This window comes from Trichococcus pasteurii, assembly GCF_900112935.1.
In the GTDB taxonomy this organism is placed as follows: Bacteria; Bacillota; Bacilli; order Lactobacillales; family Aerococcaceae; genus Trichococcus; species Trichococcus pasteurii.
This window is the reverse complement of the sequence record NZ_FONM01000005.1, coordinates 54785-69531: the sequence shown is the minus strand read 5'-3', so window position 1 is coordinate 69531 and position 14747 is coordinate 54785. Positions and strand designations below refer to the sequence as shown.

Sequence of the window (14747 nt, the reverse complement as noted above, 5' to 3'; positions counted from 1 at the left end):
AAAGGAATGGTTGTAAACATGGATAACGAAACAGCCAAAAATATCAGAGAAAGTTTAACTGCGGATTGTTCGCAGTGCTTTGGGCTTTGTTGTACAGCGCTCAACATTATAGCGTCGAGCGATTTTCCTATCAACAAACCGGCAGGCAGTCCTTGTGCCAATCTACAATCCGATTATGGTTGTAAAATTCATGCTAACTTACGAGAGAAAGGTTTTAAGGGCTGTACAGTGTTTGACTGTTTAGGTGCCGGACAAGTTGTTTCCCAAGTTACGTTTAAAGGTCTAAGTTGGCGGGATGATCCAGAAATTGGAACTAAAATGTTCCAAGTGTTTCCGATTATGGAACAAATCCATGAAATGATTGCGTACGCGGCGGAAGCCTTGTCTTATGAATTGCCCCCGGCTTTGTCCGAGAAATTGAACATGCAGCTCAATGAGTTGCAGAGTTTGACAAAACGCGATGCTGATCAACTGCTGTCTTTAGATATAGTGATGTACAGGTTCCCGTTAAATGAACTGCTTTCGGAAACCAGCAACTATATACGTGGAAAACTAATCCAAAAAATTTCCAGCATAAAAAAAGCTAAGGATTACAATCATGAGAGAGCCGACTGGATTGGGAAAAAATTAAGCGGGCAAAATCTGCAGGCAGTCAATTTGAGGGGAGCCTATTTGATTGCTGCCGATATGAGGAATGCGGATCTAAGAGCGGTTGATTTTATCGGTGCTGATTTGCGTGATGCTGATTTAAGGGGAGCGAACTTATCCACGAGTATGTTTTTGACTCAAATGCAAATCAATTCGGCTAAAGGCGATGAAAAGACATTGCTGCCCTTTTACATCCAAAGGCCCTCTCATTGGACTGCTTGATTTGTTGATAATTTGTTTGTTGAAGTGATTGGGACTCTTTTCTTTTGGGTAAAGCAAAAAGCTGACTCCGCCTGGAGCCAGCTTTTTTAGTTCGGATTCATCACGCTCTCTAAACGCGTTCTGATTTGCAGACACCACTGCCGTTTCGCAATCGGCTGTCGTCCACAAAAGAGGTGAACGGCAGCCGATTACTCCAACGTACGGGTGTCTAAACGCAAATCATCACGCTCTCTACTTAAACGCGTTCTGATTCGCAGGGGATTCCGCCTAAGCTGACATTACGTCACAGCCAAAAAGCGGCTGTTCTCGTAATATCCTCTTAGTGCTCATCCCCTCCCGCGAATCATCACGCTCTCTACATGTTTGTACGGATTTGTTCAGCCAATGCTTCGTACGTATCGTCCGTCAGGGTCACGCGGCCTGGGTTCATGTCGAAAGTCGAGCCCCATTCGAAGGCGTCGTCTTTGTATTTTGGCACCAAGTGGAAATGCAGGTGTTTGCCGGTATCGCCGTAAGCACCATAGTTCACTTTTTCAGGGCTGAAGGCTTTGTGCAACGCGTTCGCAACTGTAGCGATATCCGCGAAGTAGCCGTTACGCTCCTCATCCGTGATGTTCACCAATTCGCTCACGTGGTCTTTGTATGCAACAATCACACGGCCTTTGTGGCTTTGTTCTTTAAAAACATAGACTTTACTGTAAGGCAATTCGCAGCAAGGATATCCGAAAGCCAACACCATTTCGCCTTCCATGCAATAAGCGCAATTTTCATCTTTCATAAACACAGACCTCCTAGAAATATACTTCCGGTCCATTATAGCACTTTTAAGCGCCTACATTTTGTCCGGAATCCAACAGTATTGCGGACAAATTGTGAACACAATTACGCTGTATGAGGCGAAAGCTTGTATTTAGTCATTTTCTCCATAGCGCACATATGTATCCACCCCGTCTTGTTTCGGAAAGTTCCTTTTCCCTCTCAAGGGTAAACTCTTCCTCCTCCGCAAACGGCGAGATAAAAAGGCACGCCCCTGTTCCGACTAATTTCTCCGGATTCCACGCCTTCAAATCGTCGATGGTTTTGAAAATGGCGTAGCGATAGATCGAATTTCCCTGCATTTTTTTGGTTTGGTAGTAATCGCCCCAATCGCTGTCCGCATTGATGGTTCCTATCAGGAGCTGTCCGCTGTTCTTGACGACCCGGAACATTTCTTCCACTGCTCGAGCTGTGTCTTCGATGAATTCGACGGCAGCCATCGTGAGGACGGCATCAAATGCGCCATCTTCGAATGCCAAATCGGTCGCATCCATCTGATGATAGAAAATGGGCAGTTTCTTTTCGGCGGCTTTTTCACGGGCGACTTTCAGCATTCCTTCCGAAACATCGATTCCTGTGACAATGCAGCCTTTTTCGGCCAATTTCATGCTGAAAATTCCAGTGCCGCAGCCCACATCCAGCACTTTCATTCCCGACTCCAGCTTGAGCAGGCCGAATGCCAAATCGGTCTCGACTCTATCAACGAATGCACCTTTCTTTTGACTATACCATTCGTCGTACTGGTTTGCGATATTGTTGAAGACTGCCATCATTCCTGCTCCCTTCATTTCAGACTATCTCTCGCTGAACATAATGAACAGTGCTAAAGCGACACCGCACAGAAAAGCCAAGTACGAGTGCTCCTTGTCGTGCTCTTCAGCTTCCGGCAACAGGTGCGCGGCCGAAACATAGATCAATACCCCGACCGCAAAACCAAGGGCAAGTCCGAGTACGGCGTCATTCAGGCCGGTCACAAATTGGTAAGCGATGAAAGCTCCAAGTGGCGTCGTCAAAGCGGCAACCAGAAACGCATAGAGGATAGCCTTTTTCCCGTTAACCCCGGCTTTCATCAACGCCGAGAAAGTGATCGCACCCTCCGCAAACTCGTGCCCAATCAGACCGATCCCCGCCATCACGCCAGTAGCGGTGCTGATGCTGAAGGCAACGGCATAGATGATACCATCGACAAAGGAGTGGATGCCGATGCCTTCGAGGGCGACAATCCCGAAAGCCAGAGCTGTCTGTTGCGTTCTGTGTTTGATGTATTTATTGCTGAAGAACATGAAGATAAACCCTGTCAAAGCAGCCAGATCGGCATCTTTATTCTTTTCGAGCGCCTCCGGAAAGGCGATGATCAGCGGTGAAGCAACCAGGACACCAGCCGCAAAGCACATAAAATATTCGATATTCCTGTCTACCCATTGTTTATTTTTATAGATGACCCAAATCCCGATGCTGTTCACGACCATTGCGCTCAGAGCAAATAATGCAACGAAATAGAATGTACTGTCTGTAAACATAACTTCACTCCCTGATTCATCCATTCCATAAAAGAATCATTCTTCCGAATAGCCAAAATACGCCAGAATTTTCTCCAGCACTTGGTATTCAGGGACATAACCATACCCCGCGGATTGATCTTCACTGATGCTGAAAGGAGCCGATCCGATCATTGTTTCCTCATGGATGATGGTGCCGGCAGCCCTGTCCAGGATGGTTATTTGGACATAGCGCGTATAAGCAATCCCTTCATTGGAGTAGGTTCCCGTTTCCATGTAATAGCTGCGCAGCTTCACCAGCACGTTCATCTCGGCATCCGACTTGGCCTGCAATTCTTCCGGTAAATCGAAATAGTGCGGCGAATACACGTACTTTTCTCCGGCCCCTTCCTCAACAGATTCATCGTTTTCAATGATGAACACTTTGGCTGGTGTCGGAGCTGCTGATTCCGCTAGCACGCCTTGGATAGCCGCATACGCATCCACATTCCCGATCAGATCGCTGTTTTCCAGTTCGCTGATTTGGCTCTCCCTGATCGCTTCCGGATCCGAAGATGAGGCAGCTTCCTCGCTCGATGAACCGCATCCCGAAAAGATAAACAACAACACGGACATGATGAAGAAAAACGTGCATCGGCGTTTGTTATTTTTGATCATCTGAAGTCCCTCCTTGGACTAAAAAAACTGATGACAAAGGAAGACAATCGACTATAAAGCCTATTTTGTAACCGCTCTTTTTCGACTTCATTATAACATATCACGAGCACCTGAATCGCGTAAGGCTTCACCCTGATACAATGCAAAAAGACCACACAGAACTTCCATTCCAGAAGGTCTGTATGGTCTTATCTAAATTGTTTATTTACCTAAGCGGTCCGGCATCATGAATTCCATGAAGCCCCAGACGCCGTTCGCGAGGAACAGTTCTTCGCGGTCGTAGTTGGATATTTCTTGGCGGATCAGATCATCCTTTTTATCGAGGGCTTTCGCGCCCCAATGCGGATCGATCAGCAAAGCACGTCCAACGGCAACCAGCTCCGAATTTTCCAATACTTGCTCCGCATCTTCGCTCGTGAGGACATCGCCGACGCCGACCAACGGCACGCGTCCGTTAATTTGCTCATGGATGTACGCCAGCATGCTTTTCTCTTTATGATTCTCAGAAACGGAAACGAGTTGACGGTCTCTCAAGGAAATATGCAGATAATCCAAACCTTTGTCGGCCAATTGGTCCACAAGGAACAGTGTATCTGTAAAGCGGATGCCAGGATTTTCATATTCTTCAGGGGAAAAGCGGTAGCCAACGATAAAGTTCTCAGCACCCGATTCATCAACGGTTGCTGTCACTTCATCAACCAACTTGTCGATGAAACTGAACCGTTTTTCCAGCGTGCCACCCCATTCGTCGTCCCTCCGGTTGGAGTGCGGCGAGAAGAATTGTTGCAACAGATAAGTATTGGCACCATGCAGTTCCACACCATCAAAACCGGCTTCGATCGCGCGACGGGTCGCGGCTTTGAAGTTTTCGATCAAGTCCAGAACTTCGTCACCGGCCAATGCTCTCGGCGTTTCGGCATTCGGTCTTTCAGCAGCAATCGCACTTGGCGCTACTGGCTGAACGCCTCTCAATACGCTTGAATCCGTCATGCGTCCGCCGTGGAAAATCTGCAGGATGGCTTTGGTGCCGTTCTTTTTGATGGCTGCAGCTAGTTTGCTCAAACCAGGAATGAACACATCGGATGCAACGCTCAATTCGCCTTCCCAGCCTTTGCCGTCATTCTGAACATTTGCAGCGCCTGTGATGACCGCGCCTATTTCACCGGAACGAAGCGCATAGTAATTGATTTCGTCGGATGTCACAACCCCGTCATAAAAACTCATTTTCGTCGTCATCGGTGCCATCATGATGCGGTTCTTCAGTTCCAGGCCGCGTTTGAAAGTCAGTTTACTGTTCATTGTTGACATATTTTTTCTCTCCCCTTGGATCGCTTAGTTTTATTCTACCGAGCTTGCCGGAAATTCCCTAACAAAATGCTCGGCCGCCTCAAATTGCATGCGCATGCATATATTTTATTACAAGCACTCGCTTTTGGCAAGTTTTACACTGATCCGTCACGCAAAAAGACAGCGGAGGCAATCATGCCCGCCTCCGCTGTCTTGCATCATTTATTTTTTTATATTCCCAATAATCCGATCAGTAATCCGTTTGCGTACTGATGGCGCTCCAGTCCTCGATTTCCTGCAATCTTTCCTTCATCTCAGCAGACACGATTTTCACCGCATCCGAACCAAGCAACAACCGTTTCGGAAGGGTTTCTTTCTGCATGGTTTCGTAAATGACTTCGCCCGCTTTGTCAGGATCACCGGGCTGGTCCTGGTTGTCGACGATGTTCTCTTTTCTGGTTTTCCAAGCAGTGTCGGCATAATCTTCGATCTGCTTCTGGGTCCCTTTCAGGGAAGTGTCGTAGAATTTGGTCCGGAAAGCACCAGGTTCCACGGTCATCACTTTGATCCCCAACGGTGCGACTTCCTTCATCAGTCCGTCCGTCATCAATTCCAAAGCGGCCTTGGATGCTGCATAATAGCCGGAGCCGACACCTGAGCGGGCAGCAGCGATCGAGGAAACATTGAGGATGGCGCCGTTTTTCTGCGCCCGCATGTAAGGTAAGACTTGCTTGATCAATTCAATCGGGCCGAAGAAGTTCGTATTGAACAACAGATTCACACTTTCTTCCTCGCCTTCTTCGACGGACGAGCGGTAGCCGTATCCTGCATTGTTCACCAGAATGTCCACCCCACCAAAATTATCCGCTGCCGCTTTCACGGCGCCAGCGATACTTTCTTTATTTGTGATATCCAAAGGCACCGCGATAGCAGTGTCGGGATAATTCTCGACGATATCCGTCACCGTGGAAATGTTCCGTGCAGTCACTACTGCGTTATCCCCATGTTTTAAAACTGCTTTTGCGATTCCTCTGCCGATGCCGCTGGAACAGCCTGTAATCAACCATGTTGTCATATTGTTTCCTTCCTCTCCAAAGCCGTTTATTTTTATCACTGCGCCTTTTTAGAGACTCAAAATGGCGCCACCCGTATTACAAACAAAAGTATACACCTTGGAGTGCACTCTAAGGGAAGCGTTTTATTTCCGAAAATTACTTCTCCACGTTTTCTATTTTTATTTCCTGATCGGATGGCGGACGACTGTCTTCATCTTTTCCGGAGCGACTCTGCGCGGATCGTTCAAGTAAATTTCATGGTGCCTGCGGATTGTGCCATCCGGACTTACTTCCGAAATGGCATTGACGTATCCATTGGCCGCAGCAAAATCGTCGATAGCCTTGACCGTCACCGCTTCCGTATCATAAGGACCCATGTGCATCATCTGAACGCAAAGCCCTTCGGTGAACTCCGCCAACCTTGCCTTGGTGAGGTCAAGCGACGGTTTCTTTTTCTTCAATCCCTCAACGGCACGTCGACGATCACAGGGACCGCCTTGGGTTGGTAGAGATTCTTGTATTCCTTTTTGAAGTCTAACGGACTTGGCATTTCATCTTTCCTCCCTTAGCTGAGTGGGTTATAAATAAAATAATGCGGCAATGATGGAAATTGCAATAGCGTAGTAGTGATACCATTTCTGATTCGTTCTATGAAGCAGAAATGCACTTGTTGCAGCAACCAAAAACAGGACCAACCCCACTACAATGGGACTTTCGTACAATTGCACACCAATACCAACCATAAAAGTGGTAAGTGAAGCAGTCAGCACGCCGGCTTTGAGCCAATCGTATACCGTCGTACGGTATACAATCAAACACAGGCCAAGCCAAATAATCCCATATCCAACGCGCAATGGTGACACAAATCCATAGGAACCATCCTGATTTGCAAAGGATTCAAAAACCATGAAAATCAGAAAGTAGAGCATAAAGGCAACTGCCAAAATAAGTAAGCTCGCTATCGTAACAAGTATTCCTTCCTTAATAATTCCAGACTTTTTGCTCATATGTCATCCAGCTCCTTTCCTTATACCCGCTTACAATACTCCTTGAGGTTTATCCAGAACAGAAATGATATCCTTTACGAATGCCATCGTCTTCTTTTCAATCTGCCTCTTGAGTGCCTCTGGATGGTCAAAATCCGGTTCTTCAACCAGAGTTGATTCTATAATGGAATCCACTCCCGGAATAACCTGTGACAATTTATATATGCCAATATTTTCACTGCTCATCAACGCGATATACTCAGCCTGAATTTTTCTGTTATTCCCAGCCAACCAGACTTCGAACACGCCTTTTTCATGCAAATAAACTACGGCAATTTTCAGCTTCTTATTTTTTAAACCAACAGGCGTAAAAGCAAAATACGTCATATCCATGTAGCCAAAATATAAATTGCCAGCAGTATAATCTGGGTACTTGCTTTCCAGATAGGAGCGGAGTTCTGACATAAAAGTCATGATCCCTTTGTAGGCTTTCTGAATCTGCCCTTTGCTTAACTGAGCAGTATATTCCATTATGCATTCATTTATTGGTTCCATAATATTGCTCCTCATTTCGATTCAGCAGACTGAAAATTGACCGAAGATGTTTTTTTGTAACCGCTATTTTTCGGTATCATTATACCATACCGCCCACTAGCGATTGCCGTATATCTTCCCTTCGTAAAGCAGTGCAACTGGAAATAAAAAGACGTCCTGACTAAGGACGCCTTTATTCGATAGGATTTTCGGATAACAATTCATCAATGCGGGAAAGCAATCTCAGCGATTGTCCATGCGATGATGATTATCCCTACCGGAATGGACAACAACGTCAGCAAGGCTCTGTCCTTGTATTTGATGATGGCTATCAGCCCCATGATAAAGCCGATCACTCCCATCAACGCAAGCGCGGGGGTCGGTAGCGGCAGCCTGATTGTAGCTCCAAGTGCCGTCATTTTTATGGCCATCAGCACGATAAAGGCCAAAGTCAAACCTGCTGCCCACTGTCCGGCTTTTATTTTGGACCAAAACTGCATTTTCATGATACGTTCCTCCTGTTCATCAAAAAAAGTTCCACATCCGCTAAACTGTTGCCTGTTGCATCAGGCTTTTCCTCCAGAAATAGAATCAAAACTAGCTGTGCCTGCTTGTTTCATGTTCCAAAACATGATTTACGATTTGTTTATTGATGTATTGCATCGTAATAGGAACAACGGTATCTTCATCCCCCCAAGCAAGCATATGTCCCGCTCCCCGCAGAACGATCAATTCGGCGGAAGAAAAGCAAGTTGCAGCACGCTCTGAAAAAGCAAGCGGCACAAGTTTATCGGCATCCCCGTGAAAAATCAGCACATTTCGCTGGTATTCCTTCATCTGTTCATAAATATCCATTTCCCAAACATCCTCGCCGAATCTGCGGCCGATCGTCATATTATTGAGCAGTAAGATTGCCGGGATATTCTCTTTTCGCTTGAACTGCTCTTTGAACTGCTGTTGGATGACAAAAGCCGGGCACAATAGAATCAGGTCTCGAATATCATCCGGTCTTTGCGAAGCAACCACTGTCGAGACATAGCCGCCCTGGCTTATGCCGCAAAGAAACAGATTCGCACCATCCACAAAATCCTGTCTCCTTAAGGTATCGATAACTGCGTTCAGATCATCAGCCTCGGTCAGCGGGGACATCTCGATGGATTCTCCCTCACTTCTGCTTGCATAGGCTCCCCCGCAAAAATCAAAACAGTAGACTGCCACCCCCTGCTTCACAAGACATTCTATGTCAAAAGGTTGCGTGTTATCGCCGAGCCCATGTGCATAAATCACTGTTGGAAATGGCCCTTCCCCGTTATCAGGAATGTATATTTCTCCGTAGATCCGGCTATATCCATTCTTACAGCTGAGTTTCTTTTTCACTATTCACACCATCCAACTTCATTTCTGAATCAAGTTTATTTCATACATCCTCGGATTTCAATATCAAGCCATTCAAGAAAAATTTTTAATTCACTCATTCAAAAACAGTTGCATTTCCTTGAAGAATTGTTCGGGATGAAGCAGTATTTCACCATGCCCAAAGCCTTTGAACAAGGTATCCTTACCGTTCGGGAATGTTTTTCTGATTTTTTTCGCACCTCTCGCAGCCAACTTTTCCTTGCTGCCATACCAGCACGCTAACCGGACTGCATGATAGGGCTCCATTTTATCGATCTGATCGAACATGGAAGCCGCGTCATAGAAAGCATTTTTCATGGTCGTTCTGGAGATGCCGGGATATAGAAATGTTTGAAGCATCTCAGGGGTGATACCTCCAAGTTTCAGAAATCCATTCATCTTACCCGTTATGATTTTTTCACCAAACCAACCGGCTACTTTTGACGCTGGTTTATTGAATATGCCAAGCGACATATCGGCTGTACCGTCCAGGATAATATTCCTGACTGTCACTTTCCGGCGATAGGCAGTCAAAAGTGCAGTGATACAGCCCAGAGATGATGCATAAATCACGTCTATCTTTCCATCAAGGTGATTGTGAATATATTTTTCAACCTGTTCTGCTTCTTTTTCCCCATTTATATAATTGGATTCCTCTTCTGGATTATGCCCATCGAGCCCGACTGCGACAACAAAATAATGAGGCGTCAGCAAAGGAATCATTTTACCGAAACTCTTATCCCACGTAGTCCCAAGGCCATGGATAAGCATGACTGTTGTTTGGTTCCTATTCCCGAATTCATGAAATTTCATATCCAATACTCTCCCTATGGTCCCGGACGAAGGAAAGGCAACGATTTTACATATACGACATGGACCTATAAATCAAACCTAAGGTCACTCTTTACAAGATTATTATACCACCTCAGCTATTCAACCAGATAAATTATGGCAGAAAAATCTCCGCAACTGAATACAATGCTGTCTTTCCCGCAATCATAACGCGGTCCTTTCCCATGCGGCAATACAATTCGCCCGTGCGTTGCGAGGCTTGGAAAGCGCGGAATTCGGTCTTGTGCATTTTTTCAGCCCACAACGGAATCACATGGCAGTGGCCGGAGCCGCAAACCGGGTCTTCCCACACGCCCAGTTTCGGTGCGAAGCTGCGCGTCACGCAGTCGTAGTCCTTGCCTTCTGCGGTAAGCTGAGGACAAACTCGGCTATACCCAATCGGCCGTCAGTCAGATGATTGCCTGCAAACACTTCTTTGCCTTTTTGATGAACAACAGCGCTTCTTTGCCTTGACAAAAAAAGCCTGCAGATCAATTGAATGATCCGCAGGCTTTTAGTTCCTTCATAATTATTCAGCTTAGTCTTATCAGTCGATCAAGGTGCGGATGACTTCGGAAATTTCCGTGTTATCCAAGTAAGCGCCCCTTACAGTATCCGTTTCATCGGCAACTTTCTTGAAGATTTCTGCCCCAGCACCCTTCGCAAAGAAAGGAATCAATTGGTTGGTGTGGTTCCCGGAATTCCATGCCATCGTCGGCATCACGCCTGTTCCGTTGTTCACCACTTCATCATACACGCCTGCTGTTCCGGTCAGATAGCCGGTCTCGTGGTCGCCGGTAACGATCAGCAGCGTTTCGCCCCAATTGCTGTTTTCTTCCACCCATTCGTAGACTGCTTCTACGGAATCATTGAAGGCTGCTTGTTCTTCGATCAGGCGTCCGCTCTGATTGGCATGCCCTGCCCAGTCGATTGCGCCGCCTTCGACCATCAGGAAGAAGCCGTCTTCGTCATTATCCAGAACATTCAATGCGCCTGTCGCCATAACATCAAGGCCAGGCACGTTGCTGTTTTGCTCCACGGCATAAGCGTCGGCTTGGGAATCCCCTCCTCTGGCTTGCTGCAGGGTCGTATAGACTTCCGGCACGCCGATGACACGGCTTGCTGTTTCGCCGGTCTGAAGCGCTTCGAACTCCGCTTTGCTTTGGATCAACGTCCAAGCATCCTCGATTCCGTCGCCGTCCGCATCGGAAACATCCAATGAACCGTCAACTAAACCGTTCCAAGTGTCTGCTCCACCCACATATCTGTAGTTCGGTACGGCTGCATTATCACCATTATCGGTATACAATGGATTTCCGGCACCCATGATGACGTCGGTCGCGCTATCCTTGATCATTTCGTTCGCCAAAATGCTGTAATCATTGCGGCTCTCATGGTGCGCCACGAAACTTGCTGGCGTAGCATGGCTGAATTCCACGGAACTGACCACGCCAGTCGCCTTGCCCTGCGCTTCAAAATCTTGTGTCATATGCGTCAAATCTTCTGGTTGTTCATCGACACCGATTGCGGCATCATAGGTTTTAACGCCAGTTGACATCGCTGTACCCGCAGCGGCAGAGTCAGTAGGGTTGTTCATCAAAGTGTTGAAATTTTCCCAAACGGTAGCAGGATCGTATACGCCATCAGCGTTGTCCGTCGTCGTCAGATCTCCCAGCGAATAAGTGCTCAAAGCCAATTGTGTCGGGAAGTTTTCGTAGACTTGCGTACCTGCTTTCCCTTCGGTATAGTAATCCGTCGCTAAAATTTGGTTGTATCCCCAGCCATCGGAAATCATCAGAATGACATTTTTGACATCTTTGCCGTTGCCGGTCAAATTAGCATCGTTGTTTGAGGCAGCCATAACCGGAACAACCGTCGCTGTACTCATAACCCCTGCCATCAAAGCTGCCGTAATTGTTCTTCTGATTCTTTTGTTTACCATTTTCCAATTCCTCCTCATATCGCATACCCAAAAATAGCTTGCTTGTTTCTTTCACTTTCCATATCAGTGTACTCCTTGAATGTCATTTTCTTGTTAACAGTATATATATTTTCTGTAAACTTTGTGAAAAAATAGTTAATTCCAATATCGAATTAGGTGGACGCAACAAAGAAAGCCTGCAGATCAACTATTGATCCATAGGCTTTCCTTTTGGTTACTGATTTATGTCTTTTATGAACCGAACCCATTCCTCATACACCGAGAACTGTTCCGCATCGAAGTAACCCAATGCTCGTTCTTTTATCTGTTCGGGGATGCCATAATGGGCTTCCGCTATCGCACCTGCAATGGCGGCCAGTGTATCGCTGTCCCCGCCAAGCGAAACCGCATTGCGGATGGCATCCTCGAACGAAGTGGATTCCAAGAAGGCCACTATTGCTTGGGGAACCGTCGCTCGGCAATCCGTTGTAAAGCGGTAGGAGTCCCTGATTTCATCAAGAGTGAAATCCAGATCATAGTAGTTTTCCCCAATCCTTTTTCTGATTTCGTCTTTGGATGAACCTGAACGCGCCATGTAGATGGCTGTAGCCGTAGCTTCCGCACCCTTTAGGCCTTCTTCATGGTTGTGGGACACACCAGTGACGGTTTCGGATAGGCGCTGTATCTCCTTTTCGGTTCTGCCTGCATACGCAACCGGACTGATTCGCATGGCCGCACCGTTGCCGAAACTGTTGTAAGGTTTGGGGTCGTCGCTGACGATCCATTGGAAAAACGCCCGGCTGAATCCACAATCGGGATAACGACGGCCGAACGACTGCATGTATTGGATGCTCAGCGTTTCTAGCAAGACATAATAGTCTGCGCTTCTTTCCTGCCCCTCACCCACGGATTCCATAACCTTCTCCGTTTCAATCAGAGCCTTGGCGACAGCAAATGTCATGATGCTGTCGTCTGTCAGCCGGCAATCTTCCGTGAATAGTTCAAAATGCTTGTCCTTGTGATTATTCCACTCGAAACGGGAACCTACTATATCCCCGATAATTGCGCCCAACATAGGATTTCCCTCCATTTCTCGCTTGAAATGTACATCCAACATTACTCCCAAAAAACGACTTCTCCATATCATCCACACATTGAAGATGTATAACTATATTAATTAAAGTAAACAAGGAGATGACCTTATGAATTGCTGCAAAAATAATGACCCAGAAGAAAAGAACCTCCCGACAGAATCCGTCTATCCGCCGAAAACCCATGACCACAACGACGCAAGAGCATCTAAGCACAGCCACAAAAAACACTTCCTGCACTTGGCTTTATGCTGCGGCTTGCCGCTGTTGTTGCTGGTCGTCTTGCCGCTGATCGGCTATCAAGGAATCCTGCTGAGCATCGCGCCGTTCATCTGCCCGATTATGATGTTTTTGATGATGCCGATGATGATGAAAGGACACAATCACAAAGAGAAATAATCAATAGACCTTCAAGTCCTTGAAAAAGCCTTCCGTCCCTTCTTCAACCCATAGTCCGATGGCGCCTTCTTTGTCCGGTCCGTGTTTCAGGTCATTGACCACCAATACGGGATGCTTCGAATTATTCACGTAAAGTTCGGCATGTTCGCCGTCCACTTTGACTTTCAGATCGATCCATTCGTCCAGATCCATGTCAGCGTAGGATTCGTACTCGCCTGGACTTTCGGCTCTGAATCGGTCGAATTTGTAGTCGGGGTATGAGAAATATTGTGTGGATCGGTTCCTTCTCAGTTGGTTTTCATTCCTGCCGTTGGTTGGGCGAATGTATAGCGATTCAAAATGCTCGTTGTTTTCATCGATGCGGAACGCAATACCAAGGAACCCTCTGGCGAATTCAGGCGCGTCCGGCAAAAGACGGCTCAAAACCTTCACTTCTATCGTGCCGTTCTTGAAGGTGGTGCCGATTACTCTGGCATAGGTCGGCTCATCAAAAGCTTTTATTTTCGGATCTTTTATGACCCTAAGCACTTCTGTTCCGTCAAAATCGAGGTTGGTGATAAAGGAATTCACTGCGATAAAGTTCTCTGCTCTCATGGCTATGTTCATACTTTTTTTCCCCTTTACATGAATGATTTGTGCTGTTCTTATCATCAGTCTAGCATGATTTTAGATTCTGTAAATTACGCACAAAAAGGTAAGTATGTAAAAAGGACGCAAGGACAGTCGGAAATTCAGATTGTCCTTGCGTCCTTAAGTCACATTTGCCTTCGTTGCTTCATTATTTTTATGATCTTTCATCCTTTTCGGTGCTGTACAACATGCGCTCAATTCGCCTATCAGGGATCAACCAGAGCAATGCCAAAATCACGTACAGTGCCTGGGCTATCCAAGGTTGAATGATTGCTAACCCGGCAGCGATCATGTAGGCTAGCATGGATATTTTCCCCTTTGTGTCATTACCGATGGCTTGCTTGAGCGTCGAACTGCCCTGTTCAGTATTGATGATCAGTTTTTGCAGCACATTATAGGCAATCGAAGCCATCAGCAACACTATGCCATAAAGTGCTGCGGGCACCGTTGCAGAATGGTTTGCACCCATCCAACCAGATGCGAAAGGAACCAACGACAACCAAAAAAGCAGATGATGGTTAGCCCAGAGAACAGGACCTGTCACCTTTTGAAGAGTGTGCAGCAGATGATGGTGATTGTTCCAATAAATCCCGACATAAATAAAGCTCAGTATGTAGCTCAAAAACGTTGGAAAGATCACAAAAGTGACTCTATCCCTTGCTCTTCCGGAATCTTCAATTCCAGGACCATGATAGTGATGATAATCGCCAACACACCATCGCTGAAAGCTTCTAGCCGATTTTCCCCCATAGCAATTTCCCTTCTATAATATGCAG

At 46.5% G+C, this 14747-nt stretch carries 19 protein-coding genes and 1 pseudogene; 2 read left to right on the top strand and 18 right to left on the bottom strand.

Translation table 11 applies throughout. The features are described 5' to 3' along the window. The first annotated feature begins 18 nt into the window (after nucleotides 1-18). On the top strand, nucleotides 19-870 hold the full coding sequence (locus BM184_RS06350) for a pentapeptide repeat-containing protein (protein ID WP_086943175.1): 852 nt from the start codon (nucleotides 19-21) through the stop codon (nucleotides 868-870). Nucleotides 871-1225: 355 nt separating this feature from the next. On the opposite strand, the gene BM184_RS06345 is transcribed toward BM184_RS06350, so the two are convergent. From BM184_RS06345 to BM184_RS06275, 15 genes and pseudogenes are all read right to left on the bottom strand, one after another. Beyond that, nucleotides 1226-1648 (bottom strand): HIT family protein, encoded by a 423-nt coding sequence (locus tag BM184_RS06345; RefSeq protein WP_086943176.1) that lies wholly within the window; start codon nucleotides 1646-1648, stop codon nucleotides 1226-1228. A gap of 136 nt (nucleotides 1649-1784) precedes the next feature. Continuing rightward, entirely contained in the window at nucleotides 1785-2474 is a 690-nt protein-coding gene (locus tag BM184_RS06340) for a class I SAM-dependent methyltransferase (protein ID WP_218150990.1), read from the bottom strand. A gap of 6 nt (nucleotides 2475-2480) precedes the next feature. Continuing rightward, the gene (locus BM184_RS06335; RefSeq protein ID WP_218150989.1) at nucleotides 2481-3206 is read right to left on the bottom strand and encodes a ZIP family metal transporter; all 726 of its coding nucleotides are present in this window, start codon (nucleotides 3204-3206) and stop codon (nucleotides 2481-2483) included. 36 nt (nucleotides 3207-3242) lie between these two features. After that, nucleotides 3243-3842 (bottom strand): hypothetical protein, encoded by a 600-nt coding sequence (locus BM184_RS06330; protein WP_086943178.1) that lies wholly within the window; start codon nucleotides 3840-3842, stop codon nucleotides 3243-3245. 201 nt (nucleotides 3843-4043) lie between these two features. Further along, nucleotides 4044-5150 carry an NADH-dependent flavin oxidoreductase gene (locus BM184_RS06325; RefSeq protein WP_086943179.1) on the bottom strand — a complete coding sequence of 369 codons (1107 nt, stop codon included), beginning with the start codon at nucleotides 5148-5150 and terminating at the stop codon, nucleotides 4044-4046. A gap of 229 nt (nucleotides 5151-5379) precedes the next feature. Next, nucleotides 5380-6204, bottom strand: coding sequence for an oxidoreductase (locus BM184_RS06320; RefSeq protein WP_086943180.1), 825 nt, complete (start codon nucleotides 6202-6204; stop codon nucleotides 5380-5382). Nucleotides 6205-6363: 159 nt separating this feature from the next. Then, nucleotides 6364-6645, bottom strand: coding sequence for a GyrI-like domain-containing protein (locus tag BM184_RS06315; protein WP_245830726.1), 282 nt, complete (start codon nucleotides 6643-6645; stop codon nucleotides 6364-6366). Between the two features lie 117 nt (nucleotides 6646-6762). Beyond that, entirely contained in the window at nucleotides 6763-7191 is a 429-nt protein-coding gene (locus BM184_RS06310; RefSeq protein ID WP_086943181.1) for a hypothetical protein, read from the bottom strand. A 30-nt stretch (nucleotides 7192-7221) separates the two neighbouring features. Then, nucleotides 7222-7725: a DUF7000 family protein gene (locus tag BM184_RS06305; protein WP_086943182.1), complete on the bottom strand. Its 504-nt coding sequence runs from the start codon at nucleotides 7723-7725 to the stop codon at nucleotides 7222-7224. A gap of 203 nt (nucleotides 7726-7928) precedes the next feature. Then, the gene (locus BM184_RS06300) at nucleotides 7929-8210 is read right to left on the bottom strand and encodes a hypothetical protein (RefSeq protein WP_086943183.1); all 282 of its coding nucleotides are present in this window, start codon (nucleotides 8208-8210) and stop codon (nucleotides 7929-7931) included. A gap of 91 nt (nucleotides 8211-8301) precedes the next feature. Continuing rightward, nucleotides 8302-8991 (bottom strand): alpha/beta hydrolase, encoded by a 690-nt coding sequence (locus BM184_RS06295; protein ID WP_177208567.1) that lies wholly within the window; start codon nucleotides 8989-8991, stop codon nucleotides 8302-8304. A 180-nt stretch (nucleotides 8992-9171) separates the two neighbouring features. Beyond that, entirely contained in the window at nucleotides 9172-9912 is a 741-nt protein-coding gene (locus BM184_RS06290; RefSeq protein ID WP_086943185.1) for an alpha/beta fold hydrolase, read from the bottom strand. 133 nt (nucleotides 9913-10045) lie between these two features. Then, nucleotides 10046-10300 (bottom strand): annotated as a pseudogene (locus tag BM184_RS06285) (PhzF family phenazine biosynthesis protein); the annotation flags it as partial. Between the two features lie 177 nt (nucleotides 10301-10477). Then, nucleotides 10478-11872 (bottom strand): alkaline phosphatase, encoded by a 1395-nt coding sequence (locus BM184_RS06280; RefSeq protein ID WP_218150988.1) that lies wholly within the window; start codon nucleotides 11870-11872, stop codon nucleotides 10478-10480. A gap of 214 nt (nucleotides 11873-12086) precedes the next feature. Then, the gene (locus BM184_RS06275) at nucleotides 12087-12926 is read right to left on the bottom strand and encodes an ADP-ribosylglycohydrolase family protein (protein ID WP_086943187.1); all 840 of its coding nucleotides are present in this window, start codon (nucleotides 12924-12926) and stop codon (nucleotides 12087-12089) included. A gap of 127 nt (nucleotides 12927-13053) precedes the next feature. Here BM184_RS06275 and BM184_RS06270 point away from each other — a divergent pair, with 127 nt between their 5' ends. Beyond that, the gene (locus BM184_RS06270) at nucleotides 13054-13341 is read left to right on the top strand and encodes a hypothetical protein (RefSeq protein ID WP_177208566.1); all 288 of its coding nucleotides are present in this window, start codon (nucleotides 13054-13056) and stop codon (nucleotides 13339-13341) included. Here the strand turns inward: BM184_RS06270 and BM184_RS06265 are convergent, their stop codons facing one another. The 3 genes from BM184_RS06265 to BM184_RS15505 all read right to left on the bottom strand — a co-directional run bounded on the left by BM184_RS06265 (nucleotide 13342) and on the right by BM184_RS15505 (nucleotide 14721). After that, the gene (locus BM184_RS06265; protein ID WP_086943188.1) at nucleotides 13342-13947 is read right to left on the bottom strand and encodes a hypothetical protein; all 606 of its coding nucleotides are present in this window, start codon (nucleotides 13945-13947) and stop codon (nucleotides 13342-13344) included. It lies immediately after the preceding gene. Between the two features lie 178 nt (nucleotides 13948-14125). Continuing rightward, a complete protein-coding gene (locus BM184_RS06260) occupies nucleotides 14126-14611 on the bottom strand; it encodes a TMEM175 family protein (RefSeq protein WP_256213054.1) in 486 nt (161 codons plus the stop codon). Next, a complete protein-coding gene (locus BM184_RS15505) occupies nucleotides 14608-14721 on the bottom strand; it encodes a TMEM175 family protein (protein WP_256213053.1) in 114 nt (37 codons plus the stop codon). Before BM184_RS15505 ends, BM184_RS06260 begins: the two co-directional genes overlap by 4 nt. Nucleotides 14722-14747: the final 26 nt, after the last annotated feature.